At 66.3% G+C, this 22,910-nt stretch carries 21 protein-coding genes and 1 tRNA gene; 16 read left to right on the top strand and 6 right to left on the bottom strand.

The window, feature by feature from the left end; all coding sequences use genetic code 11:
- Positions 1–227 precede the first annotated feature (227 nt).
- The 3 genes from M2335_RS01045 to M2335_RS01035 all read left to right on the top strand — a co-directional run bounded on the left by M2335_RS01045 (position 228) and on the right by M2335_RS01035 (position 2,698).
- Entirely contained in the window at positions 228–860 is a 633-nt protein-coding gene (locus tag M2335_RS01045) for a PilZ domain-containing protein (RefSeq protein WP_264595329.1), read from the top strand.
- A gap of 130 nt (positions 861–990) precedes the next feature.
- A complete protein-coding gene (locus M2335_RS01040) occupies positions 991–1,311 on the top strand; it encodes a DMT family transporter (protein ID WP_264574049.1) in 321 nt (106 codons plus the stop codon).
- A gap of 136 nt (positions 1,312–1,447) precedes the next feature.
- The gene (locus M2335_RS01035) at positions 1,448–2,698 is read left to right on the top strand and encodes a mechanosensitive ion channel family protein (protein ID WP_264593512.1); all 1,251 of its coding nucleotides are present in this window, start codon (positions 1,448–1,450) and stop codon (positions 2,696–2,698) included.
- A 46-nt stretch (positions 2,699–2,744) separates the two neighbouring features.
- Here M2335_RS01035 and dapD read toward each other — a convergent pair whose 3' ends face one another.
- Complete coding sequence (dapD, locus tag M2335_RS01030) at positions 2,745–3,587, bottom strand: 2,3,4,5-tetrahydropyridine-2,6-dicarboxylate N-succinyltransferase (protein ID WP_264593511.1); 843 nt, start codon at positions 3,585–3,587, stop codon at positions 2,745–2,747.
- A 252-nt stretch (positions 3,588–3,839) separates the two neighbouring features.
- On the opposite strand from dapD, the gene M2335_RS01025 reads away from it, so the two are divergent.
- Entirely contained in the window at positions 3,840–4,268 is a 429-nt protein-coding gene (locus M2335_RS01025; RefSeq protein ID WP_181560992.1) for a GlcG/HbpS family heme-binding protein, read from the top strand.
- 18 nt (positions 4,269–4,286) lie between these two features.
- Positions 4,287–6,401, top strand: a complete 2,115-nt coding sequence (locus M2335_RS01020) for a malate synthase G (protein ID WP_264593510.1) — start codon at positions 4,287–4,289, stop codon at positions 6,399–6,401.
- A 58-nt stretch (positions 6,402–6,459) separates the two neighbouring features.
- Here the strand turns inward: M2335_RS01020 and M2335_RS01015 are convergent, their stop codons facing one another.
- Both M2335_RS01015 and M2335_RS01010 read right to left on the bottom strand, forming a co-directional pair.
- Positions 6,460–6,900, bottom strand: a complete 441-nt coding sequence (locus tag M2335_RS01015; RefSeq protein WP_264571608.1) for a DUF4168 domain-containing protein — start codon at positions 6,898–6,900, stop codon at positions 6,460–6,462.
- 204 nt (positions 6,901–7,104) lie between these two features.
- A tRNA-Thr gene (locus M2335_RS01010) sits at positions 7,105–7,179 on the bottom strand.
- 110 nt (positions 7,180–7,289) lie between these two features.
- Between M2335_RS01010 and M2335_RS01005 the strand changes: the two genes are divergently transcribed.
- From M2335_RS01005 to M2335_RS00965, 9 genes are all read left to right on the top strand, one after another.
- The gene (locus M2335_RS01005) at positions 7,290–7,457 is read left to right on the top strand and encodes a hypothetical protein (RefSeq protein WP_264577787.1); all 168 of its coding nucleotides are present in this window, start codon (positions 7,290–7,292) and stop codon (positions 7,455–7,457) included.
- A gap of 205 nt (positions 7,458–7,662) precedes the next feature.
- Complete coding sequence (locus tag M2335_RS01000; protein ID WP_264574055.1) at positions 7,663–8,367, top strand: CerR family C-terminal domain-containing protein; 705 nt, start codon at positions 7,663–7,665, stop codon at positions 8,365–8,367.
- Positions 8,368–8,371: 4 nt separating this feature from the next.
- Positions 8,372–9,376, top strand: a complete 1,005-nt coding sequence (locus M2335_RS00995; RefSeq protein ID WP_264593509.1) for an HlyD family efflux transporter periplasmic adaptor subunit — start codon at positions 8,372–8,374, stop codon at positions 9,374–9,376.
- 49 nt (positions 9,377–9,425) lie between these two features.
- Positions 9,426–11,180, top strand: a complete 1,755-nt coding sequence (locus M2335_RS00990; protein ID WP_264593508.1) for an ATP-binding cassette domain-containing protein — start codon at positions 9,426–9,428, stop codon at positions 11,178–11,180.
- Complete coding sequence (locus tag M2335_RS00985; protein ID WP_264593507.1) at positions 11,177–12,361, top strand: ABC transporter permease; 1,185 nt, start codon at positions 11,177–11,179, stop codon at positions 12,359–12,361. The genes M2335_RS00990 and M2335_RS00985 overlap by 4 nt, the downstream gene beginning before the upstream one ends.
- The gene (locus tag M2335_RS00980) at positions 12,361–13,473 is read left to right on the top strand and encodes an ABC transporter permease (RefSeq protein ID WP_264593506.1); all 1,113 of its coding nucleotides are present in this window, start codon (positions 12,361–12,363) and stop codon (positions 13,471–13,473) included. Before M2335_RS00985 ends, M2335_RS00980 begins: the two co-directional genes overlap by 1 nt.
- Before the next feature lie 5 nt (positions 13,474–13,478).
- Positions 13,479–14,930: an efflux transporter outer membrane subunit gene (locus M2335_RS00975; RefSeq protein ID WP_264593505.1), complete on the top strand. Its 1,452-nt coding sequence runs from the start codon at positions 13,479–13,481 to the stop codon at positions 14,928–14,930.
- A 426-nt stretch (positions 14,931–15,356) separates the two neighbouring features.
- Positions 15,357–16,874: a chromosomal replication initiator protein DnaA gene (gene dnaA, locus M2335_RS00970; RefSeq protein ID WP_264593504.1), complete on the top strand. Its 1,518-nt coding sequence runs from the start codon at positions 15,357–15,359 to the stop codon at positions 16,872–16,874.
- 412 nt (positions 16,875–17,286) lie between these two features.
- Positions 17,287–17,889 (top strand): murein L,D-transpeptidase catalytic domain family protein, encoded by a 603-nt coding sequence (locus tag M2335_RS00965; RefSeq protein WP_264593503.1) that lies wholly within the window; start codon positions 17,287–17,289, stop codon positions 17,887–17,889.
- A 32-nt stretch (positions 17,890–17,921) separates the two neighbouring features.
- Here the strand turns inward: M2335_RS00965 and M2335_RS00960 are convergent, their stop codons facing one another.
- From M2335_RS00960 to M2335_RS00950, 3 genes are read right to left on the bottom strand one after another with little or no spacing between them, the layout of a single operon-like run.
- Positions 17,922–19,118, bottom strand: a complete 1,197-nt coding sequence (locus M2335_RS00960; protein WP_264593502.1) for a L,D-transpeptidase family protein — start codon at positions 19,116–19,118, stop codon at positions 17,922–17,924.
- 30 nt (positions 19,119–19,148) lie between these two features.
- On the bottom strand, positions 19,149–20,123 hold the full coding sequence (locus M2335_RS00955) for a TauD/TfdA family dioxygenase (RefSeq protein WP_264593501.1): 975 nt from the start codon (positions 20,121–20,123) through the stop codon (positions 19,149–19,151).
- 57 nt (positions 20,124–20,180) lie between these two features.
- The gene (locus M2335_RS00950; protein ID WP_181561563.1) at positions 20,181–20,411 is read right to left on the bottom strand and encodes a zinc-finger domain-containing protein; all 231 of its coding nucleotides are present in this window, start codon (positions 20,409–20,411) and stop codon (positions 20,181–20,183) included.
- A 51-nt stretch (positions 20,412–20,462) separates the two neighbouring features.
- On the opposite strand from M2335_RS00950, the gene M2335_RS00945 reads away from it, so the two are divergent.
- Both M2335_RS00945 and M2335_RS00940 read left to right on the top strand, forming a co-directional pair.
- Positions 20,463–21,194, top strand: a complete 732-nt coding sequence (locus M2335_RS00945; protein ID WP_264593500.1) for a hypothetical protein — start codon at positions 20,463–20,465, stop codon at positions 21,192–21,194.
- A gap of 108 nt (positions 21,195–21,302) precedes the next feature.
- Positions 21,303–22,904 (top strand): ABC-F family ATP-binding cassette domain-containing protein, encoded by a 1,602-nt coding sequence (locus M2335_RS00940; RefSeq protein WP_264593499.1) that lies wholly within the window; start codon positions 21,303–21,305, stop codon positions 22,902–22,904.
- Positions 22,905–22,910 lie beyond the last annotated feature (6 nt).

Here is a 22,910-nt window from a genome sequence, read left to right as displayed (position 1 = left end):
ATAGGCACGTGCCGGCGCCGGCGCTAATCAATTGCAACGCGGCCCGTTCGGCGCATTTCGGGACTCGGCATGGGGCGGGAGTCGACGGATGGGATTTGCGCCGGCAAGCGAGCCTGCTATTTGCGGGGAGATTTCCTCAGCCCCGCAGACGTCCGGGAGGTCGGACGGACGCCGGGCCGAGCGACGGATCTAGAGAATGTTTTTTGGATAGGAAGCCGATTGTGCCGATGCCGGCAGACCAGTCCAACCCAGCGGCCGCTCGGCCTTCCCGCACGAATCTGCTCCTGTCCGCGACTATTGAGGCGGAGGGGATCGCCGCTCCGGTGCGCATCCGCAATCTCTCCGAGCACGGCGCGTTGCTGGAAGGCGCCGCGCTGCCGCCGGTCGGCGCGGGCCTCGTCTTGCGGCGCTTGCAGCTGGAGATGGGCGCCACGGTCATCTGGGTGGACAAGAATCGCTGCGGCGTGCGCTTTGAGGGCACGATTTCGGTGTCCGGCTGGCGCGAGGGCAATTGGATCGCCGCCGCAAGTCAGACCGGGCAGCCCCGCGTCGATGCGCCTCTGCCGTCATCACGGCCCGCTGCGGCTGGGACGGCGCCCCGCGCCTCGACCCCGACTGCGGAGCTGGATCGGCGGATCGCCGAGGAACTGGATGTGCTGCGGCATCTGATCGAAGACCTCGGCACGCAACTGGTCGAAACGGTTGATGTCACGAGCCGGGCGACCGCCTTGCAGCAGTTCGATCTTGCCGCGCAGACGCTTGGCTATCTGGCCGAGGTGCTCAAGGCGTCCGACCGGGCAGTCGCCATTGACGCCATCGGCATGGAACGCCTCCGCCAGCGCCTGCTCGGCGGCGGCTGAGGGCTTGATCGACTTAGGGCCTAAGTGCCCTTGATCGGGCGTGGTGTGGCGCCTAAATTTTCTCTGCGGCGACCACGTTCCCGCCTCTGACGTCAAGACCGGGACGGCCCGGCGCTTTCAGGAGGCTGTCATGGCGTGGATTGCGCTTTTTATCGCGGGGTTATTCGAGGTCGTCTGGGCAACGGCCATGAAGCAGTCGGATGGCTTCACCCGGCTATGGCCCACCCTCGTCATGATCGCGGCGATGCTGCTCAGCTTTGCCTGCCTGGCCTGGTCGCTGAAGGTTTTGCCACTCGGCACGGCCTATACGATCTGGACGGGCATCGGCGCGCTCGGCGCATTCGCTGTCGGCATCGCGTTTTTTGGGGAGGCGCTTACAGTGCTGCGGCTGACCGCTGCTGCGCTGATCGTTTCGGGCCTCGTCCTCATGAAGATTTCAACGCCGGTCTAGATCGTCTGGCCCAGCCAGCGGCCCGCACAATCCGGCCGCTGGTTTGACTTCATGCCTAAAGGCAGGCAGGTTGGCCGCCCAATTTGAGATAAAACAGGAGCTTATCGCCGGCCCGCTCGCGGCCGCGCCCTTTGTCATGATTGATTCTATTCCCACGGCAACCGACCCTTCCTTTTCGATTCCCCTTTTTGATCGGTGGTTCGCCGGTCTGCCGGCCTGGGCTGAAAGCCTCGCCGGGCTGGCGATCCTGATTGCGGTCGCGGCGCTCGCGAACTTCATCTTCAAGTCGATCCTGCTGCGCATGGCGCTGCGCGTCCTGCCGCACGATACGCCCGCGCTCGGCCGCGCGGTGGCCCGGCTGACCAATATCGTCCCGGCTATGGTCGTCTCACGCGGGATCGCGGCCGTACCGCATCTGCCGCCGTCGCTGGTGACGGTGGTGCAGAATGTGGCGGGCGCGTTCGTGATCCTCACCATCGTGCTGGCGCTCAGCCATGCACTGACCTTCGTCAACGATCTCTATCAGCGGCGGCCGCACGCCGTGAACCGGCCGATCAAGGGCTATATCCAGGTTCTCAAGATCGTGCTGTTCGCGGCGGCGGCGATCCTGATGATCGCCCAGCTGATGGACAAGTCGCCGCTGCTGCTGCTGTCCGGCCTTGGCGCCATGGCGGCGGTCATCATGCTGGTGTTCAAGGATACGATCCTGTCGCTGGTGGCCTCCGTCCAGCTGACCTCCAACGACATGCTGCGCGTGGGTGACTGGATCGAGATGCCGCAGCTCAATGCTGATGGCGACGTGATCGACATCGCGCTGCACACGGTGAAGGTGCAGAACTGGGACAAGACGATCACCACCATCCCGACTCACCGGCTGATCGAGGAGAGCTTCAAGAACTGGCGCGGCATGTCCGAATCCGGCGGGCGGCGGATCAAGCGCTCGCTGATGATCGACCAGACCAGCGTGCGGTTTCTGTCCGATCAGGAAGAGCAGAGCCTGCGCCGCTTTGCGCTGCTGGGCGACTATCTGGCGGAGAAGCAGGCGGAGCTGGAGCGATGGAACAGCCGCATCGCCCATGACGGCCTTGATCCGGTGAACAGCCGGCGCGTCACCAATTTCGGGACATTCCGGGCCTATATGGCCGCCTATCTGCGGGCCAATGGGCGCATCTCGAAGGAGATGACGCTGCTGGTGCGGCAACTGGACCCGACGCCGCAGGGCATTCCGCTGGAAATCTACTGCTTCACCACCACCACGGCTTGGGCGGCCTATGAGGCGATCCAGGCCGACATCTTCGACCATATGCTGGCCGTGCTGGACTCCTTCGATCTGCGGGTGTTCCAGGAGCCAAGCGGACGGGATCTGCGCCAGCTCAAAGCCGCGTGAAAATGTTGAAAAGCGGGGCGAGGTCTGGCCCCGCCCCCTTTCCGGATCAGTCGCGCAGCAGGTCGTTGATGCCCGTCTTGGAGCGGGTCTGTGCGTCGACGGTCTTGACGATGACGGCGCAATAGAGGCTTGGGCCGGGCGTGCCGTCCGGCAGCGGCTTGCCGGGGAGCGAGCCGGGCACAACCACCGAATAGGGCGGCACCTCGCCCATATAGACCTTGCCGGTGGCGCGATCGACGATCTTGGTCGACTGGCCGATGAACACGCCCATCGACAGCACCGAGCCCTGGCCGATGCGCACGCCCTCGACGACTTCCGAGCGCGCGCCGATGAAGCAGTCATCCTCGATGATGACCGGGTCGGCCTGCAGCGGCTCCAGCACGCCGCCAATGCCGACGCCGCCGGAGAGGTGGACGTTCTTGCCGATCTGCGCGCAACTGCCCACCGTCACCCAGGTGTCGACCATCGTGCCGTCACCCACGAACGCGCCGATATTGGTGAAGCTGGGCATCAGGATGACGTTTTTGCCGACATAGCTGCCAGCGCGGACGATGGAACCCGGCACAGCGCGGAAGCCCGCGGCGCGGAAATCCGCCTCGCCCCAGTTGGCGAACTTGGACGGCACCTTGTCCCACCAGTGGCCGGCGCCGGGACCATTGTCGATCAACGCATTGTCGTTAAGGCGGAAGGAGAGCAGCACGGCCTTCTTGAGCCATTGATTGACCTGCCAGCCATTCCCGGTAGCCTCGGCAACGCGCGCCTCGCCGCTGTCCAGCAGCGCCAGCGCCTTCTCCACCGCCGCACGGACGTCACCAGTGGTGGACAGGCCGATATTGGCGCGGTCCTCCCACGCGGCATCGATGGTGGCGATCAGCTTGGTATCGGTCATGACGTCCCTCGTAATTCATCGCGAGTGCGGAGTGTGGGCCGCCCCTTAATGCGTTTTGGCACGATGCTGAACCGCTTTGTGACCGGGGCGTTGGCATTTCGGCAGTTGCTGTGACGGATGTCCTGTCGCCAGCAAGGCGTTGCGCTTCGCGGCTGATTCGACGCGGACTTCGCTGGTCTCGACTGAACGGGCCGGCTATGTCCACGCACAGCCAAATCCCGATGATCGCACGTGAGCGGAAGGAACAGATTTATGAGCCGGATCAGTTTGCAACAGGCCAATGCGGTCATCGAGGGTGTCTTCGAGAAAGGGCAGGCCGCAGGGTTCAAGCCGCTGAGCGCCGCCGTCGTGGATGCCGGCGGGCATTTGATCGCCTTTCAGCGTGGCGATGGCGCTTCTTTCGCGCGCGCGCAGGTGGCGACGGGCAAGGCGGCCGGGGCGCTCGCCATGGGCGTTTCGTCGCGCAAGCTGGGGGATATGGCGCAGGAGCGGCCCTGGTTCATCGGCGCTTTTGCGGCCTCCGCGCCGCATGCGGTGATCCCGGCCGCCGGTGGCGTCATCATCGTCGACGATGAGGGCGTGGCGATCGGCGCGGTCGGGGTGACCGGCGACACGTCGGACAATGACGAAGCGGCCGCGCTGGCCGGGCTGGCAGCGGCCGGCCTCAAGGCGCAGGGCTGAACGGCGGGGATGCAAGGCATGACGAACAAGGTGGACCGCGCCGGGCTCTCGGTGGCGCAGGAACTGGCCGATTTCATCGAGCAGCGCGCGCTGCCGGGTACGGGGCTGACTGCGCAAGCCTTTTGGGCCGGGACGGCGGCGATCTTCGCCGATTTTGCACCGCGCAATCGGGCGTTGCTGGCGAAGCGCGACGATCTTCAGGCGCAGATCGATGCCTGGCATGAGGCGCGGGCCGGCCAACCGATCGATCAGCCGGCCTATGAGGCGTTCCTGCGCGAGATTGGTTATCTCGTTCCAGAGCCGGCGCCCTTCACCATCGATCCGCAAAAGGTCGATGCCGAGCTCGCAACGCTGGCCGGTCCGCAATTGGTGGTGCCGGTGCTCAACGCCCGCTTCCTGCTCAACGCGGCCAATGCGCGCTGGGGTAGCCTGTACGATGCGCTCTACGGCACGGATGCCTTGCCGGGAACGGCCAGGCCGGGCGGATACGATCCCGAGCGCGGCGCGCAGGTCATCGCCTGGGCCAAGGCCTTTCTCGACCAGGCTGTGCCGCTGGTGTCCGGAAGCTGGGCGGACATGGGCGATCCCGCCAAGGGCTTCGCGATCGCGGATGGCACCCAATATGTCGGCCAGACGCCCAAGGGCCGCCTGTTCCGCAAGAACGGCCTGCATATCGAGGTGGTGTTCGATCGCAATCACCCCATCGGCAAGGATGATCCCTCGGGCATCGCTGACGTAGTGATCGAATCAGCGCTCTCGACCATTGTCGATCTGGAGGATTCGGTCGCGGCGGTGGATGCGGAGGACAAGGTGGCGGCCTATGCCAACTGGCTTGGGCTGATGCAGGGTGACCTCTCTGCGACGTTCGAGAAAGGCGGCAAAACGCAGACGCGCAGGCTCAACCAGGACCGGGTTTTCAAGGATCGCGACGGGTCGGAATGGTCGCTCAAGGGACGCAGCCTCCTGCTCGTCCGCAATGTCGGCCATCTGATGACCACGCCAGCGATTGTGCTGCCCGATGGTGCCGAGGCGCCCGAAGGCATTCTCGATGGCATAGTCACCAGCCTGATCGCCCTGCACGATCTCAAGGGCGCCGGCCCGGTGCGCAACAGTCTCGGCGGCAGCGTCTACATCGTGAAGCCCAAGATGCACGGGCCGGAGGAATGCGCCTTCACCAACGATCTGTTCGATGCGATCGAGGATTTGCTGGGCATGGACCGGCACACGATCAAGGTCGGCGTGATGGACGAGGAGCGGAGGACGTCCGCCAACCTCATGGCCTGCATCTCGGCGGTCAAGGATCGGGTGGTGTTCATCAACACCGGCTTCCTCGACCGGACTGGCGATGAGATTCACACATCGATGCGGGCCGGGGCGATGATCCGCAAAGGCGACATGAAGAGCGCCGCCTGGATCAAGGCCTATGAGGATCGCAACGTGCAGATCGGTCTGGCCTGTGGGTTCTCCGGCCGGGCGCAGATCGGCAAGGGCATGTGGGCGGCGCCGGACCGGATGGCCGACATGCTTGAGCAGAAGATCGCGCATCCCATGAGCGGGGCGAACACGGCCTGGGTGCCCTCCCCGACGGCGGCGACGCTGCACGCGACGCATTATCACACCGTCGATGTCGCGGCGCGCCAGCAGGAGCGCGGACACGAGCCGGTGGCGCCGCTTTCGGACCTGCTCACCGTGCCACTCTCGCCCGGCACCAACTGGTCCGAGCAGGAGATCGTCGAGGAGCTGGAGAATAATGCGCAGGGGATTCTTGGCTATGTCGTCCGCTGGATCGATCAGGGGGTTGGCTGTTCGAAGGTGCCGGACATCAACGACATCGGCCTGATGGAAGATCGCGCGACGCTGCGCATTTCCTCCCAGCATATCGCCAATTGGCTGCTCCATGGCGTGTGTACGCCAGCGCAGGTCGATGCGGCCTTCGAGAAGATGGCGGCCAAGGTCGACGCCCAGAATGTCGGCGATCCGCTCTATCGACCGATGGCAGGCCATCCGGAGAGCCTCGCCCTGCAAGCCGCACGGGCCTTGGTCTTCGAGGGCGTCGCGCAACCGAACGGCTATACCGAGCCCCTGCTTCATGCGTGGCGATTGCGGGTGAAGGGGCAGGACAACCGGGCATGAAAATGGGCGGCTCCGGAGGGAGCCGCCCAATTCGTTTCAGCGTTGCGCCCGCCGCGTCTTAGGGATTCGCGGTGGCCGGCTGCTGGGTCGCCATGTCGGCCGAGGCCAGTTCCTGGATCTTCTTCACGAGATCCGGATTGGTCCGGGTCGCCTGGGCAATCTCGTTGTAGCGCGCCGGCGTCAGGCCATTGGACTGCACGGCGGCGAGCATCTGCTCCTGCTTGGCGTCCGCAGCGACCGTTGCGTCCTTCTGGATCTTGTCCGCTTGGATAGCGGCCTTGGCAAAGCCGACCAGCTCCGCGTCCGTAAAGCTCGTGGGAGCCGCTGCCGTAGCCGGTGCGGCCGGCGTGGCAGGAGAAGCCGGCGCTGCGGGCGAGGCGGGCGACGCGGGGGCCGCCGGCTGTGCAGTGGCCGGCGCTGTGGTGTCCTGCGCCATGGCTGGCACAGCAATGCCGCCGCTCAGCAGCAACGCAGCGGTGTAAAGCAGTGATGACTTCATGACGGATACCTTTCAGATGTTTTGAACCGTGCTTGAAAGGTAGGGAGCGATGGGGAGGGGGCAAATAAACGTCGATTACACGTTTACTCACCGGGGTGAGGTGTGTCTGCAGCGCCACTCATACACCGTAAGTCGATGATTTCTCGTGGCCCGCAACCACCCTTCACGGGCTGGCTCTGGGTTCTTCACAGCAAATGGGGAAAATGGTGCTGCCGGCGAGGATTGAACTCGCGACCTCAGCCTTACCAAGGATGCGCTCTACCACTGAGCTACGGCAGCACTGCCGTTCGCAGGGGGACCCCGCGTCAGCAAGGCCGCGCCTATGGCCTTACCGTCTGGCCTTGTCAAGGCGACTTGCAGCGTAAAAGCCGGATTCGTAAAGCAGGAGCATGAGTACCCCGCCCTCCGACCGCCAACGCCGGCTCGCCGAAGCGCTGCGGGCCAATCTGCGCCGCCGCAAGGGGCAGGCCCGTGCCAAGACGGATGCGCCGGATTCAAAGGCCACGCTGGATCAACCTGTCGAGGGGCGCGAGGAGGAGGCTCCTACGGATCGCTAGGGCGTCACAGCGGTTCAACCTAGCCTTCCGGATGGTTACTCTCACCATTTGACATTGTTCGTTCGATCGAACAAATATCCTTCATGCGGTCTCCATCGTCATTGTGCTGGTCATCGTTGAACGCCACTCGACGAAGGATGTCGAGATCGAGCGGTTCAGGGACGTGCCACCAGCACGTCCGCCACGCCATGACGGGCAAAGAAAAATGCATGAGGCCGTAACCCGCACGCGCAAGAAAGCGCTCGCGACGGATATCGGGGCCGCATCCGTGGACACGGAAAGCCCTGCAAGAAGCGATCTTCCGTTGCAGATTATCGAGGCAGCTCTTGAGCAATTCGGCCGCTTCGGCTTCGATGGGGCAAGCACGCGCGAAATTGCCCGCGCCAGCGGGACGGCGATGTCCTCGATCACCTATCACTTCGGCTCCAAGGAAGGGCTCTACCTCGCCTGCGCCGACCATATCGCCTCCGTCGTGGGGAGTATCTACGCGCCGCTGATCGCCATCATCGAGAAGCAGCCACCGCAGACGCCCGCGCAGGCCCGCACACAGATGCTGGCGCTGCTGGAGACGCTGGCGCGCTTCCTGCTCTCGTCGCGCTCGGCGACCTTTGCGCAGTTCGTGGCCCGCGAGCAGCAGCACCCGACCGAGGCCTTCACGCGCCTCTACGATGGATTGATAGGGCCGCTGGTGGAGACCGCGATTCTTCTCTCCGCGGTCGCACGGCCCTCGCTCGCGGAAGCGGAGCGCCGCCCGCTGATCCTCCATATCATGGGCATGGCGCTGATTTTGCGCCTCGGCCGCGCCTGCGTGGTGCGGACCATGCAAGTGCCCGATCTCGATTCCGCCACGGGCGAGGCGCTGGTCGCCAGCCTGCTCAAGTCCGCCGAAACCCTGCTCACCGAGGAATGACGCCATGACCCGCCAGCGCCTGATCGTGCTCATCATCGTCACCGTCCTGCTGATCGCTGCCGTGAGCACGCGCGGCTTCGGGCTGCTGGGGCGGGATGACGGGCCTCTGACGCTCTATGGCAATGTCGACATTCGGGAAGTGGATCTCGGCTTCCGGGTCGGCGGACGGATCGCGCAGATCCCGGTCGAGGAAGGCCAGCGGGTCAAGCAGGGCATGCTGCTGGCCGAGCTGGACCGGGCCTCCATCGATAGCGCCGTCGCCCAGTCCGATGCGCGCGTGGCGCAGGCTCGCGCGGAACTGCTCAAGCTCCAGCGCGGCAGTCGGCCGGAAGATGTCGCTCAGGCGCAGGCTCGCTTTGCGGCAGCGCAGGCGGCGGCGCGCGATGCCCAGCGCGACTATGAACGCCGGCAGCCGCTGGTCGCCCCGGGCGCAATCAGCCGCGATGTGTGGGAATCGACCGTCGCCATGCGCGATCGCGCTAATGCCCAGCTCGCTGAAGCGCAGGCGGCGCTGACCCTGGTGCGCACCGGCGCGCGGCGTGAAGATATCGAGGCGGCGCGCGCGGCGCTGCAGGCGGCCGAGGCCGCGCGAAAGGGCGTCGGCACCGATCTCGACGACGCGCACCTGCTCGCCAGCGTGGATGGCGTGGTGGTCACGCGCGCGCGCGAACCCGGCGCGATCGTGGCGCCGGGCGAAACCGTCTTCACGCTGGCCATCGATCGCCCGGTGCGCGTGCGGGCCTATGTCGCGGAGAACCAGCTCAGCCGGATAGCGCCGGGCATGACGGTCACGATCACGGCGGACGGCAATCCCAAATCCTATTCCGGCATCATCGGCTATATTTCGCCGCGCGCGGAATTCACCCCCAAGACGGTGGAGACGAGCGACCTGCGCACCGACTTGGTCTATCGCTTGCGGATCGTCGTGGATCATCCGGACGGCAAGCTGCGGCAGGGCCAGCCGGTGAGCGTCTCCATCGCCGATGCCGCTCCTGTAGCGAAGCGCTGACCATGCGCGGGACGTCGCCATCGCGACGGAATAACGGCGGTAGGCCGATATGAGTGACCTCGCGCCTGTTGCTGGCGATGGCCAGCCGGTCGCGACGGCGATGGGGATCGTGAAAGCGTTCGGCGATACACGCGCGCTCGGCGGGGTCGATCTGGTTGTGGTGCCGGGCAAGGTCACCGGGCTGGTGGGGCCGGATGGCGCCGGCAAGACAACGTTGATTCGCGTGCTGGCCGGGCTGATGCGGGCGGACGAGGGCACCGTTTCCATTCTCGGCGCGCCGCCTGCCGACCGCCTTGATTCGATCGGCTACATGCCGCAGCGCTTCGGCCTCTATGAAGACCTGACCGTGCGCGAGAATCTCGTTCTTTATGCCGAGATGCGGGGTCTGCCGCGCGATGCGCAGGAGAGCGTCTTTAAGCGCCTCCTCGAATTCACCGACCTTGCCCGCTTTCAGGCGCGCCCGGCCGGCAAGCTCTCGGGCGGCATGAAGCAGAAGCTGGGTCTGGCTTGCGCGCTGGTGAGCACGCCGCCATTGTTGTTGCTCGACGAGCCGGGCGTGGGCGTCGATCCGATCAGCCGCCGCGAGCTGTGGGCCATGGTTGCCGAGCTTACCAAGGAGGGCATCGGCGTGCTCTGGTCCACCGCCTATCTCGATGAAGCCGAGATGTGCGACACGGTGTATCTGCTGAGCGAGGGGCGGACGCTGTTCACGGGTCCGCCGGCCACGCTGACCGATGCGATCAGCGACCGCGTGATCCGGGTCACCGGCTTTGCCGAGCGCCGGCGGCAGGCGCTCACCCGCGCGCTCGACCGGCCGGACGTGATCGACGGCACCTTGCAGGGCCGCGCGATCCGCCTGCTCATCGGCGAGGGCCATCCGGTGCCGGATGCCGACGCGCTCGATATGGGGCCGGAAACGCAGGTGTCTCGGGCGCCCGCGCGCTTCGAGGACGGGTTCATCGAGCGGCTGGGGGGCGGGCCGGAGGGGACCAGCGCGCTGGCGGCGGCCTATCGCGACATTCCCGCCAGCGACGCACCCGCCATCGAAGCCAGGGGGCTGACCAAAAGATTCGGCGACTTCACGGCGGCGCGTGATGTGAGCTTCACGGTTCCGCGTGGCCGGATTTTCGGCCTGCTGGGGCCAAATGGTGCTGGCAAATCGACCACGTTCAAGATGCTGTGTGGCCTGCTCACGCCGAGTGAGGGCAGCGGATCGGTGGCCGGGCACGATTTGCGCCGGGCCGCCGCACAGGCCCGCGGATCGCTGGGCTATATGGCGCAGAAATTCTCGCTCTATGGCGATCTGTCGGTCGCCCAGAATCTCGATTTCTTCGCCGGGGCTTATGATCTGGCTGGCGCACAGGCGCGCGCGGCGATCGAGCGTGTGACGGACATTTTCGAGCTCGGCGGCAACCTCAAGCGCAATGCCGGGACGCTGCCGCTCGGCTTCAAGCAGCGCCTCGCTCTGGCCTGCGCGGTGATGCACGAGCCGCCGGTGCTGTTCCTCGATGAGCCGACATCCGGTGTCGATCCGGTGATGCGCCGCGAGTTCTGGACGCATATCAACGGACTCGTCCGGCGCGGCGTCACGGTACTGGTCACCACCCATTTCATGGACGAGGCCGAATATTGCGACGATGTGACGCTCATCTATCGCGCGCGGCAGATCGCCAGCGGCCCGCCCGACTCGCTCAAGGCGAAAGCTGGCGAACTGACCGGCAAGGATGATCCCACGATGGAGGACGCGTTCATCGCCCTCATTGAGGCGTCCGACGCCGACAGGGACGCGGAGGCCGCGGCATGAGTGGGACCGATCCCGACCCGACGCTGGCGCAGGTGGAGGCGAGTGCCGGCGCCATGGCAGGCTCTTCGCACCGCCGGCTGCTGGCGCTGATCGTCAAGGAATATGCCCAAATCCGGCGCGACCCTTCGACCTTCCTCATCGCCTTTGCGATGCCGCTGCTGCTGCTCTTCCTCTTTGGCTATGCGATTTCTCTCGATCCGCGCGACACCAAGATCGCGCTGGTGGTGCAGGATGACAGCGCGCCGGCCGCGCGGCTGGCGCAGGCCTATGCCCATTCGCCCTATTTCCAGGTCACCCCGCTCAATGCCGTGCTGCCCGCCCGCGCGCTGATGCAGCAGGGGGCGATTCGCGGCTTCGTCGTCATTCCGCCCGATTTCGGCCGGGCCATGGCCCAGGGAACACCGCAGCCGATCCAGATTGTCACCGATGGCACTCAGCCCAATCAGGCGAACTTCGTCGCCAGCTATGCCGAGGGGGTGCGCCAGACATGGATGGCCGACGAGCAGGGGATGCGCCTCGGGCGCCGGGCTGCGCCGCCCATCGATGTCTCCCAGCGCATGTGGTTCAATCCGGGCCTGCAGAGCCGCTATTTCCTCGTGCCCGGCGCCATCGCCATCGTGATGACGATGATCGGGACGCTGTTGACCGCGCTGGTCGTCGCGCGTGAATGGGAGCGCGGCACCATGGAGGCGCTGCTGGCCACGCCGATGCGGATGACCGAGTTCATTCTCTCCAAGGTGCTGCCCTATTTCCTGCTCGGCATGGTCTCCATGGCGCTGTGCACGGTGATCGCCGTGACCACCTTCGGGCTGCCCTTCCACGGGTCGATCTTCGCCCTGTTCGCCATCGCTGCCGCCTTTCTGCTGCCGGCGCTGGGGCTGGGGCTGTTCATCTCGGCGACGACGCGCAACCAGTTCGTGGCCAGTCAGGTGGCGTTGCTCGCCTCCTTCCTGCCGACCTTCCTGCTCTCCGGCTTCATCTTCGAGATCGGGTCGATGCCCTGGCCGATCCAGGCGCTGACCTATGCCGTGCCGGCGCGCTACCTCATTCCCGCGCTGCAAACCGTGTTCATGGCCGGGGACATCTGGGCGATCATCCTGCCCAACATCCTGATCATGCTGGGCTTTGGCCTCCTGTTCTTCATCCTGTGCTTCCGCGCCACGCGGCGGAGCCTTGACTGATGGCCGCCCGGTTCACCCGCCTGCGCGCGATGATCGTCAAGGAGATCTGGGCGCTGCTGCGCGATCCCAAGTCGCGCATCGTGCTTGTGCTGCCGCCGCTGATTCAGTTGCTGATCTTCACCTTCGCCACCACGCTGGACGTCAAGAATGTCGACATCGGCCTCGTCGATCGTTCCGGCGGCGCCCATGCGCAGGAATTGCTCCAGCGCATCGAGGGCAGTCCGCGCTTTCGGGACGTCATCGTGCTGCCCTCCATGGCGGCGATGGAAGAGGCGATCGACGAGCAGAAGGTGCTGGCGGCGCTCGTCATCCAGGAGGATTTCGATCAGCGCCTCGCGCGTGGGCAGAGCGCCGCGCTGGGCCTGGTGCTGGACGGCCGCCGGTCCAATGCTGCGCAGATCGTCGCGGGCTATGTGAGCCAGATCGCGGCGGGCTATGGGGCGGAACTGGCGCCGATCAGTGCGCGCATGGCCGGCGGCAGCGCGGTGACGCATTGGTACAATCCCAGCCTCGATTATATGTGGTTCACCCTGCCGGGACTGGTGGCGCTGATCATCTCGATAGCCGGCATCGCCATCACCTCGCAGGCGGTGGCGCGCGAGCGGGAACTTGGGACGTTCGATCAGCTGATGGTCTCGCCCATGCGGGTACATGATATCCTCATCGGCATGATGGTGCCGCCGCTCTTGGTCGGCATGGTCAACGGCGTCTTGTTTCTGGTGGTGGCGCAGGTGGCGTTCGGGGTGCCTTTCACCGGCTCCTTCCTGCTCTTCCTCATTGCGATGCTGTTCTACCAGCTTGCTCTCATCGGCCTGGGTCTGCTCGTTTCGGCCATGTCGATGACGCAGCAGCAGGCGTTTCTCGGCTCGTTCATCGTCACCGTGCCGCTCATCCTGCTCTCCGGCTATGCCGCGCCGATCGAGAACATGCCGGACTGGTTGCAGATCATTACGCACGCCGATCCTGTCCGCTATTTCCTCATCATCGTGCAGGGCCTGTTCTTGAAGGCCATGCCCGCCGCCGTCGTGTTCCATCAACTCTGGCCGCTTGGCATCATAGCCCTCGTCTCTCTGAGTGCGGCGGCCTGGCTGTTCCGTGCCCGAATGGAGTGAAGTCCATGCGTGTTACCCCTCTCCCTCCGCTCGCCGGCGCTGCGCTGGTACCGCTGCTGCTCTCCGCCTGTGCGCTCGGTCCCGCCTATGCGCCGCCGCAGACCCAACTGGCGGATCGCTGGCTGGGCGAGGCTGGGACGGGCGCTGTGAAGGCCGAGCGGTGGTGGGAGCAGTTGCACGATCCCATGCTAAACGGACTGGTCGAGCAGATGCTGGCCGGCAATCCCGATCTGCGCGAGGCACAGGCGCGGGTCGCGGAGGCGCGGGCGAATCGCGATGCCGTGCGCGGCGGGCGCCTGCCGCAGGTGACGACGAGCGCCAGCGGCAATCAGGTGGTGCTGAGCGAGAATGGCCAGATGCCGGTGGGCCAGATCCCGGGCTTCGCGCGGGACTTCCCGCTGTTCGATGTCGGCTTCGACGCCAGTTGGGAACTTGATCTGTGGGGCCGGCAGGCGCGCCAGAGTGAGGCCGCGCAGGCGCGTAGCGAGGCGGCGGCGCTCTCGGCGCAAGCGGCGCGGATGCAGCTCATCGCGGAGCTGGCCCGGGCCTATGTCGGTCTGCGGCAGGCGCAGGCGGATCTTGCGGTCGCGCAGGACATACTGGCCGCGCGCACGCAGCTTGCCGATCTGGCGGGGCTGCTGGAGCGTGCTGGCGAAGCCAATGCCATCGATGCGGGCCGCGCGCGGGGCGAGGCCGAGACCGCCCGGCTGGCGGTAACGCAGGCGCAGGCCGGCGTGCGGAGCGCAGCGGTGCAGGTAGCGCGGCTCGTCGGCAAGGAACCCGCGGCGCTGGTCCCGCAACTGGAGCAGCCGGGCGCCATTCCCGCGCCGCCGCCGGCCATTGCGGCGGGCCTGCCGTCCGAGCTGTTGCGGCGTCGGCCGGATATTCTCGGCGCCGAGCGGGAGCTGGCTGCAGCCACGGCCGACATCGGCGCGGCGCGGGCCGATCTGTTTCCGCGCCTGTCGCTCAGCCTGGCTGTCGGCCAGCAGGCCCGCGCGATCGGCGATCTGGTGAGCGGGGACAGCACCCGGCTGCAGGGCGGGGGCGGCCTGTTCTGGCCGCTGTTTAACGGCGGGCGGGCGCGGGCGATGGTGCGTGCGGCCGATGCGCGCGCGCAGGCAGCCGTGGCCCGCTATGATGGCGCCGTGGTCGGCGCGCTGGCGGACAGTGAAGACTCGATCAATCGATTCGACCGCAGCGTGGAGGGGCTCACCGCTGCACGCGAGACGCTGGCGCGGGAAGAGGCTGCCTATGCGCTGGTGTCCCGCCGCCAGGCCGCTGGCGAGGACGACCGGCTCGCGCTGGCGCGGGCCGCCCTGGCGCGCCAGTCCGCGATGCAGCAGCTGAACCGCGCGCAGGCGGGGGCGGTCCAGGCTGCGATTGCACTCCACAAGGCATTGGGCGGTGGCTGGACGTCCGAGTCGCAGGCCTCGATGGAACCCGATGGAGCGCGCTGAGCGAGCCGCGTGAGAACAAGAAGAGGACAAGCGCAAATGGTGTCCGAACGGTTAAACTTTCGGGGTGCAGGAGCGCCGCGACCTGATCTTCGGAATCCCAACGATTCGCAGCGGGCGCAGCAAATTCCGGCTTCCCGATGCCTAAAAAATATACTAGATATCAGTGCCTTATCTGTTTAACCGTCCTTCCGGTCGGGATTCCGTGGTCAAGCATTTTATTTCAGATTTTTGACAGAGGGCGTGCTTGATCGGGGGGGCGAGCACTGCCACAACTTGCCCTCGGCGGGGCTCGAATCGTAGCCTCGTCATACAGCGGTCTGAGTTGAACACTGGACGTGGGAGGGGCACTCCCGCGAGGGATTTTCGCGTCCAGCGTCTGACAGCAGATCACCTGCGAGGAGTAGGACGATCGGGGATCGGGAAGACATGGGGCAACACGTGAATCAGCAACATTTCAGCAGCGTTGCCGACGGCATCGGGCCAGCCGACATTGGCGAGCAGCCCGAGCGCGAGGCGTTGGAACAGGCATGGACGGAGATCCGCGCAGGGCTGCGCAGGGCCGTCGGGGTTCGCCTGTTCGATCAATGGATTCGGCCGTTGCGGCTGGGCAGCTTCTGCGCCCAGTCCGGCACGCTCGATATCGAGGCGCCGTCGGAATTCGCGGCGAGCTACGTCTCCAGCAATTTCGCCACGCGCATCGCACTGGCCTGGCGTACGACGCCCGTCGGCGTGCATGATCTGCGCATCGTTCGCGCCAGCGAGGCGCCTGAAACGGTGCCGGTCACCCCGCGCGGCTTCCGCCCACAGGAGAGCGCGGCGCGTCCGAGCCAGTCGACGCGGGCGCTTGCCTCCTCGCAAGACGCATCGACCAACCGCGAGTCGGCGGGGCGGCGCGCTGCACACCGCTTCGAGCCGCGTCACGATTTCGCCGGCTTCATGACGGACGAGAGCAATGTGCTGGCGGCGTCGGCTGCCAAGGCCATGGCCGGCGCGACCCGCCCGGCCTTCAATCCGTTGTTCATCCACGGCCCGACCGGCTTTGGCAAAACGCACCTGCTCCATGCCATTGCGCAGGCCTATGGCGAGACGCTTGGCGGCAGCACCGGCGCGCCGCCGAGGGAGGGGGCGATCCTCTATATGTCGGCCGAGCGATTCATGAACGAGTTCGTGGCAGCGATTCGCGCCAACGACACCTTCTCGTTCAAGGCCCGGCTGCGCGAAGCACGGATGCTGCTGATCGACGACATCCAGTTCATCGCCGGCAAGGGGCCGACGCAGGAGGAATTCCTCCATACGCTCAACGATCTCATCGATGCCGGCGCCCGGATCGCAATCGCCGCCGATCGTCCGCCCCAGCAGCTTGGTTCGGTCGATCCGCGCATCCTATCCCGCCTCGCCGGCGGGCTGGTCGCCGACATCCAGCCTGCCGGCCTTGAGCTGCGCATGAAAATTCTGGAAGCGCGGCGCGAGGCGGTGGCGGACATCGCCGTGCCGGACGACGTCATCGCCCTGCTCGCCGGGGCCATCCGCACCAGCATTCGGGAGCTGGAGGGCGCCTTCAACAAGCTGGTGGCTTTTGCCCAGCTCGTCGACAAGGCGATCACCACCGAATTGGCGCAGTCGATGCTGGCCGAATCGCTTCGGGCTAGCCATCGGCGCATCACGATCGATGAGATCCAGAAGCTGTGCGCGGCCCATTACCGGATCGACCAGTCCGAAATGCGCTCACAGCGTCGCGCCCGTGCGGTTGCCCGGCCGCGTCAGGTGGCGATGTATCTGGCCAAGAAGCTCACGCCGCGCTCGCTGCCGGAAATCGGTCGCGTGTTCGGTGGACGGGACCACAGCACGGTGATCCACGCCGTGAAGACCATCGAGGCGATGCGCCTCGACAATCCCGAGATGGATGCGGATATCCGCACGCTGCAGAAGCAGCTCGAGGGATAAAGGGGTGAAGAGGCGGGCTGGGTGCGGTGTGTATCCGGCTCGGCTTTGGTCCTTTCGGGACTGGATCCGGCTGGGCTGGTCACGCGTGGCCACCAGCCGAGATAATCATGCCCCGCCTCGGCCAGCTTGAGATGATCACCTGCTCTCCACCCATCCACCCAGTGCTCCTGCGAAGGCAGGAGGCCAAGGCGGTTTAGGCGGTCCCGTGCGCCCTAGGCTCCTGCCTTCGCAGGAGCACGGGGTGGTCAGGTCGTGGGGTTTTCTTGCCCATCGCGCGGCCAGCGAAACGCGCGATGCACCGCACGGGGGTTGGCAAATGGAGGCTCTTCCCCTATTTTCCGATCTATCGAAGCCTCCGCGGGGACGGGATGCGGGGCGCGTTGCAATCATCGATTGATCGAAAAGAGCCGTCATGTCCTTAGTGCATCGCCGTCAGTTTCTTACGCTCGCTGGAGCGGCCGTATCGGCTGCTCTGGTGCCTGCCAGTGTGCGCGCCGCCGTGCGCACGCCGCCGCAATGGGCCAAGCTCGTTGCCAAGGCGGAAGCGGCCATGGACCAGTATAGCGTCAAGTTGCGCGACCGGTTCGTCGTGGTGGACTTCTCGCTGCCCTCGGCGGCCGCGCGGATGCTGCTGGTCGATCGCGAGAGTGGCCTGCATCGGCTGCTCACCGTCGCGCACGGGCGTGGGTCCGACCCGGCGCATAGCGGCTTCCTGCATAGCTTCAGCAATGCGCCCGGCTCCAACGCCAGCTCGCGCGGGGCCTATCTTACCGGCGCTCATTATACCGGCCAGCATGGCCGCTCGCAGCGGCTGATCGGCCTGGAGACGAGCAACGACAATGCCGAATCGCGCGCCATCGTGATTCACGGGGCTTGGTACAGCAATGACGACATGGTGAAGCGCCTCGGCAAGCTCGGCCGCAGCGAAGGCTGCTTCGCCGTGAGCGAAACGCAGATCAACCCTCTGCTCGACTGGCTTGGCCCCGGGCGGATGCTCTACGCCGACAAGGTGTAAGGCGCCGCACTGCCGAGCGTGTTACGGGGCGCCTAGCCGGCCAGACATCCCATGCTGGAGAGTTGCCGGGTTGCGGCGAGGCTGCCGGCGCCGAGGGCCGCGGCAATATCGCTATCCAGCCCGTAGACATCATCGAACCTGTTGAGCCGGCCTTTCGCATCGGCACGCGCGGTCATGTAGACGATGTAGACCGGAATCGGTGCGGACAGCTTGGCCGTCACGGTGGTGCCGGCGGCGACTGCAGCGTCGATCCGCGCTCGCGTCCAGTCCGTACCGGTGAGCATCGCCACGGCGAGGTCGAACGGTTGGTCCGTGCGCACACAGCCGTGGCTGAAGGTGCGCTCTTCCTTCTCGAACAGGCTCTTGCTCGGCGTATCGTGCAGGAAGATGGCGAGCGGATTGGGCATGTCGATCTTCATCTGCCCGAGTGCATTGCCGGGGCCTCGTTGCTGCACGACCTGCAGGCTGCCGCCCTGCTGGGTCCAGCTATAGCCCCGCGCGCGGGCCGTGGCCGGGCGCGTGCGGATCAACGCGCCGACGCTCTCGCGCACGATCGACTGTGGCACGGTCCACGTCGGGTTGAGGATGACCCCTGTAGCGGTGGTGGCGAATTGCGGCGTCGGCGTGCCGGGTTTGCCCACGATCACCCGGTGGGTGGCTAGCACCGCACCGCGATCGACCAGTTGCGCCACATATTCCGGCACGTTCACGATCAGATAGCGCGGCCCCATGTCGCGGGGCAGCCAGCGCCAGCGTTCGAGATTGGCGCGCAGCCGGGCGCGGTCCGCCACGGCATCGGCCGGCAGGCTCAGCAGCGCGGCCCGAAGCCTGAGATAATCGGCATGGGCAGGGGCCAGCCGGTCCAGCTCGGCAGCGATATCGCCGCTGCTCAGCGCGCGGTCGATCAGGGCGAGCACCGCGTCCGGGCTGAGATTGGGGGTGCGGAAATAGGAGAGGCGGCGCTGGTCGGCAGGCACCCGGCCATTGGCGAGGTCGCGGGCTATCAAGGCAAAGCTGCGCGTCGCAGCGATGTCAAGGCCGCGCTGGTCTCCAGCGCCAAGGGCAGTGCTGAGCCGGTCCAGCTCATAATCGCGCGGATCGAGGCCGTGCGAGTCGATCTTCCGGCCATAATCGAGCAGCGTGGTTGCCGCGGGGCGGGACCAGGGCGTGCTGGCCTGCGCCGGCATCGCGATGAGAAAACACAGAAGAGCGAGCAGGATACGAGGCATGGGCCGTCCTCCCAAGATGATCGGTCCCTCCTAGGCCGGCACCGCAACCCCGCCATGATATGCATCAATCTCCGCCGTCAGGCTGCGCATGGCGGGATGAATCGGCCGTCCGTCCGGGATGTTCAGCCACAGGCGCAGCAGCAGGCGGCGCGCATCGGGCGTGTCATGGAATTGCTGGCGCGAGTGCAGCACGAGGAAATTGTGCCAGAAGAACATCTCGCCGGGCTGCAGCACGAAATCGGCGCGGACATCGGGCCGCAGCGCGATCTCGTCGAACAGGGCGAGCGCCTCGCGGAATGCAGCAGGCAGCTTCTCCGGCTCGCGGCCATGGCGCAGGAACACGCGGTTGTTGAACCCGCTCGTCTTGCCGCCCAAGTTCCAGAAGAAAGGCAGCGCCTCCTCATGAGGCTGCGGCCGCTGCGGCCAGTCGATATAATGGCCCTCGTAGAGGCGGGCGAGAAGATCGGGTCGCTCGCGGGCCATGATGTTGTGGATGGCGAGCAGGCTGACAGCACCACTCTCACCGCCCTGCGCCGAGGCACGAAGGCCGTAGAGCGAGAGCACTTCGTGAAAATCCGTATGGGAGCGCAGTTCCAGATCGGACGTGTAGCCGCGCGGCGGCCCGCCCTCTTCCTTCTGGACATGGGCGATATGGTCGCCACGTGGGCTTTGCACGACGCCGGTGCCGATATGGGTGCCAAGCCCCCAATAGAGCCGCTCATGATCTGCCAGATCATAACGGCCCGCATCGATCCCGGAGAGAATGACCGCGCCGCAGCCATGGAAAAGCTGCCAGCGTGCTGCCTTCATCAGCGCGTCGATTTCAGGGCAGGAGAAATCCTCGCGCCGGAGGTCCTGCGCGACTCGGCCGCGCACGCGGAGCACGGCGCGATCGATAGCGTCGCGTTGCGCAGGGGAAAGCCGATGGGTGAAGCCTTCGCGTCCACCGATTTCGGCACTGGTCCAGACAGCGGGATCGTCGACCGGCACGGGATGCAATGGCATGGGCGGTCGATCCTCTCCGTTGATGGCCCGGTCTTCGCCGGGTGGGGCGTCAGCCGTTCAGAGGCTGGCGCCGGACGAAATGTCTGGCTTGTTCACAATGTCCGGGGTGTCGGCCGGGCCACCCGCCAGCACGAAGCGCCTGTCGCAATAGCCGCAATCGACATAGCCATGCTCGTCGATCTCCAGAAAGATGCGCGGATGCCCCAGCGCAGCGGGGATGCCGTGGCCCGAGCCATCGCAGGAGACTCGGCGAGCATGAACGTGAATGATTTCAGGCGGCGTGTGCATGAGGTTGGCGGTTAGCATCCCCGCCGCCAGCGGGCAATATGGAGGATGCGGTTGATCCCGCGCAAAGCCTGGCGGTGGGGGCTGACCTATCCTGTGCACATGTTGGAAGACGAGCGGCAGACGATGGGCAATCCATCAGAGCAGCAGGACCGCGCGATGGCCGCACGGCTCGCTTATGCGGCTGCACTGGCCTGCGCGTTGTTCGCCCTCGCCTATGTCTGCGGGCAACTGCTCGAATGGCTTGGCCTGCTCGGCTCTGCCGGCGGCCCGAATGCTGCCAGCGCCCCGCGCGGGCTGGCGCTGCTGCTCACGCCGTCGCTGTTGCTCGGCCCAGCCTTCGTGATCCTCATGGCCGCCCTGCATCGGCTCGCGCCGCCGGGGCGTCGGGCCTTCAGTCAAAGCGCGTTTGGCTTCGCGATCATGTATGCCACGCTCACGGGCCTCGTCTATTTCGTTCAGCTCACCTTCGTAGCGCCGAGACTGGCCAGCGGCCATACGGCCGGCATCGAGCCCTTTCTCTTCCTGCCTTATCGCAGCTTTCTCTTCGCAGTGGATCTACTGGGCTATGCTCTGATGAGCCTCGCTTCCCTGCTGGCTGCCTTCGCGCTTCCCGCCGGGCGGGGCGGTCGCGCGGCTCATGCAGCCCTGCTCGCCAACGGCCTCCTGATGCCGGCGCTGGCGCTGCAGATGTTCTGGCCGTGGCTGATTTGGGTGGGCGCCTTGTGGGCACTCAGCTTTCCCGCCGCGATGCTTCTCGTCGCGCGCTTGGTGCGGCGGATTTGATTCCGCGCACGATCGCGCCTACATCGCCCCTTCAACGCCGGCAGGAGCACATCATCATGGACAAGGCACCGGACATCCGCCCGATTGTTCCTTCGTCACAGGTGTTCCATGCCCGGCCCAAATCCCGCTCTTCTCACCCTCGATCACGTCACGCTCGCGCGGCCTGACGGGACGGCGCTTTTCTCTGACCTGACTCTGGCCATCGGGCGGGAGCGGGTCGGCCTTGTCGGGCGCAACGGCGCCGGCAAGTCGAGCCTGCTCGCCATGATCGCCGAGGGCGGCGCGCCACAGGCGGGGACGATCCACCGGACCGGGCGCATCGGCACCTTGCGGCAGATCCAGCCGGATGCTGGCAGCGTTGCACATGCGCTCGGCTTGTCCGATGCGCTGGAGAGACTCGCGCGCCTGGACGCGGGCGAAGGATCGCTGGAGGATGCAGCGGAGGCGGACTGGACTCTGCCCGAGCGCCTTGAGCGAGCGCTGGCCGATGTCGGGTTGACCGGCACCGGCCTTGATCGCGATTGCGCGACGCTGTCTGGTGGGGAACGCACCCGCGTCGGGCTGGCGGCGATGCTGCTTGCCGAGCCCGAACTGCTGCTGCTCGATGAACCCACCAACAATCTCGACGACGCCGGCCGGGCCGCGGTGGGGGAGTTGCTGGCCTGCTGGCCGGGCGGCGCACTCGTCGCCAGCCATGATCGCGCGCTGCTGGAAGGCATGGACCGGATCGTCCAGCTCTCGCCGGTCGGGGCCTTCAGCGTCGGCGGGGGTTGGAGCGCCTTTGTGGCGAGTCGCGATGCGATGCGCGCACGGGCCGAGGACGAGCTGGATCGCAGCCAGCGCACACTCGCCCGGCAGCAGCGGGATGCCCAGGCTCAGGCCGAGCGAAAGGCCCGGCGGGACAGGGCCGGGCGCACTGCCCGGGCGCGGGGGGATCAGCCGCGCATTCTGCTCGGCAAGCGGGCGGAGCAAGCCGAGCAAAGCGGGGCGCGCGAGCGTCATCAGGCTGAGCGCCAGATCGGCGCCGCCAGCCAGTCGCTAGAGGCCGCCCGCGCGCAGGTGGAGGTTTTGACGCCGATGCAGATCAATCTGCCATCGGCCGGCCTCCCGCATAATCGCACGTTACTGCGGTTTGAGGATGTGGTGCTGGCACGGGGCGGGCGCCGGCTGTTCGGCCCGCTGTCCTTTGCCATCACCGGGCCGGAGCGCGTCGCGATCACGGGCCCGAACGGCAGTGGCAAGACCAGCCTGCTGGCCCTGGCGGTCGGCTTGGCCGAGCCGAGCGCGGGGACCATCCATCGCGGGCCGGGCCGGATCGCGCTGCTCGACCAGCATGCCGACCTTCTGAGGCCCGGCCAGACCCTGCAAGGGGCGATGCTGGCCGCGCATCCCGGTATGACCCTGCACATGGCGCATGAGGCGCTGGCCCGCTTCGCCTTCCGCAACCGCGATGCCCTGAAGGATGTCGCGGTGCTGAGCGGCGGCGAGCGGCTGCGCGCCGCCCTGTGCGTGATCACAAGCTGGCCGGTGCCGCCGCAGCTCTTAATCCTCGATGAGCCGACCAATCATCTCGACATCGAGAGCATCGAGCTCCTTGAGCAGGCACTCGCTGACTATGATGGCGCCTTGCTCGTCGTGAGCCACGATGCCGCGTTTCTGGACCGGATCGGCATCGAGCGGCGGCTGAGGCTGGGCGTGGACGGCTTGTGAGAGCTA

The sequence above is a fragment of the Sphingobium sp. B12D2B genome (genome assembly GCF_025961775.1).
Lineage (GTDB): Bacteria > Pseudomonadota > Alphaproteobacteria > Sphingomonadales > Sphingomonadaceae > Sphingobium.
Note: the sequence above shows the minus strand (reverse complement) of the source record. Positions and strands in the feature narration are given on the sequence as shown.

Coding starts and splice junctions, on each gene's coding strand:
- M2335_RS01045 (WP_264595329.1), top strand. CDS start 228: ATGCCGGCAGACCAGTCCAACCCAGCGGCCGCTCGGCCTTCCCGCACG.
- M2335_RS01040 (WP_264574049.1), top strand. CDS start 991: ATGGCGTGGATTGCGCTTTTTATCGCGGGGTTATTCGAGGTCGTCTGG.
- M2335_RS01035 (WP_264593512.1), top strand. CDS start 1,448: ATGATTGATTCTATTCCCACGGCAACCGACCCTTCCTTTTCGATTCCC.
- dapD (WP_264593511.1), bottom strand. CDS start 3,587: ATGACCGATACCAAGCTGATCGCCACCATCGATGCCGCGTGGGAGGAC.
- M2335_RS01025 (WP_181560992.1), top strand. CDS start 3,840: ATGAGCCGGATCAGTTTGCAACAGGCCAATGCGGTCATCGAGGGTGTC.
- M2335_RS01020 (WP_264593510.1), top strand. CDS start 4,287: ATGACGAACAAGGTGGACCGCGCCGGGCTCTCGGTGGCGCAGGAACTG.
- M2335_RS01015 (WP_264571608.1), bottom strand. CDS start 6,900: ATGAAGTCATCACTGCTTTACACCGCTGCGTTGCTGCTGAGCGGCGGC.
- M2335_RS01005 (WP_264577787.1), top strand. CDS start 7,290: ATGAGTACCCCGCCCTCCGACCGCCAACGCCGGCTCGCCGAAGCGCTG.
- M2335_RS01000 (WP_264574055.1), top strand. CDS start 7,663: ATGCATGAGGCCGTAACCCGCACGCGCAAGAAAGCGCTCGCGACGGAT.
- M2335_RS00995 (WP_264593509.1), top strand. CDS start 8,372: ATGACCCGCCAGCGCCTGATCGTGCTCATCATCGTCACCGTCCTGCTG.
- M2335_RS00990 (WP_264593508.1), top strand. CDS start 9,426: ATGAGTGACCTCGCGCCTGTTGCTGGCGATGGCCAGCCGGTCGCGACG.
- M2335_RS00985 (WP_264593507.1), top strand. CDS start 11,177: ATGAGTGGGACCGATCCCGACCCGACGCTGGCGCAGGTGGAGGCGAGT.
- M2335_RS00980 (WP_264593506.1), top strand. CDS start 12,361: ATGGCCGCCCGGTTCACCCGCCTGCGCGCGATGATCGTCAAGGAGATC.
- M2335_RS00975 (WP_264593505.1), top strand. CDS start 13,479: ATGCGTGTTACCCCTCTCCCTCCGCTCGCCGGCGCTGCGCTGGTACCG.
- dnaA (WP_264593504.1), top strand. CDS start 15,357: ATGGGGCAACACGTGAATCAGCAACATTTCAGCAGCGTTGCCGACGGC.
- M2335_RS00965 (WP_264593503.1), top strand. CDS start 17,287: ATGTCCTTAGTGCATCGCCGTCAGTTTCTTACGCTCGCTGGAGCGGCC.
- M2335_RS00960 (WP_264593502.1), bottom strand. CDS start 19,118: ATGCCTCGTATCCTGCTCGCTCTTCTGTGTTTTCTCATCGCGATGCCG.
- M2335_RS00955 (WP_264593501.1), bottom strand. CDS start 20,123: ATGCCATTGCATCCCGTGCCGGTCGACGATCCCGCTGTCTGGACCAGT.
- M2335_RS00950 (WP_181561563.1), bottom strand. CDS start 20,411: ATGCACACGCCGCCTGAAATCATTCACGTTCATGCTCGCCGAGTCTCC.
- M2335_RS00940 (WP_264593499.1), top strand. CDS start 21,303: ATGCCCGGCCCAAATCCCGCTCTTCTCACCCTCGATCACGTCACGCTC.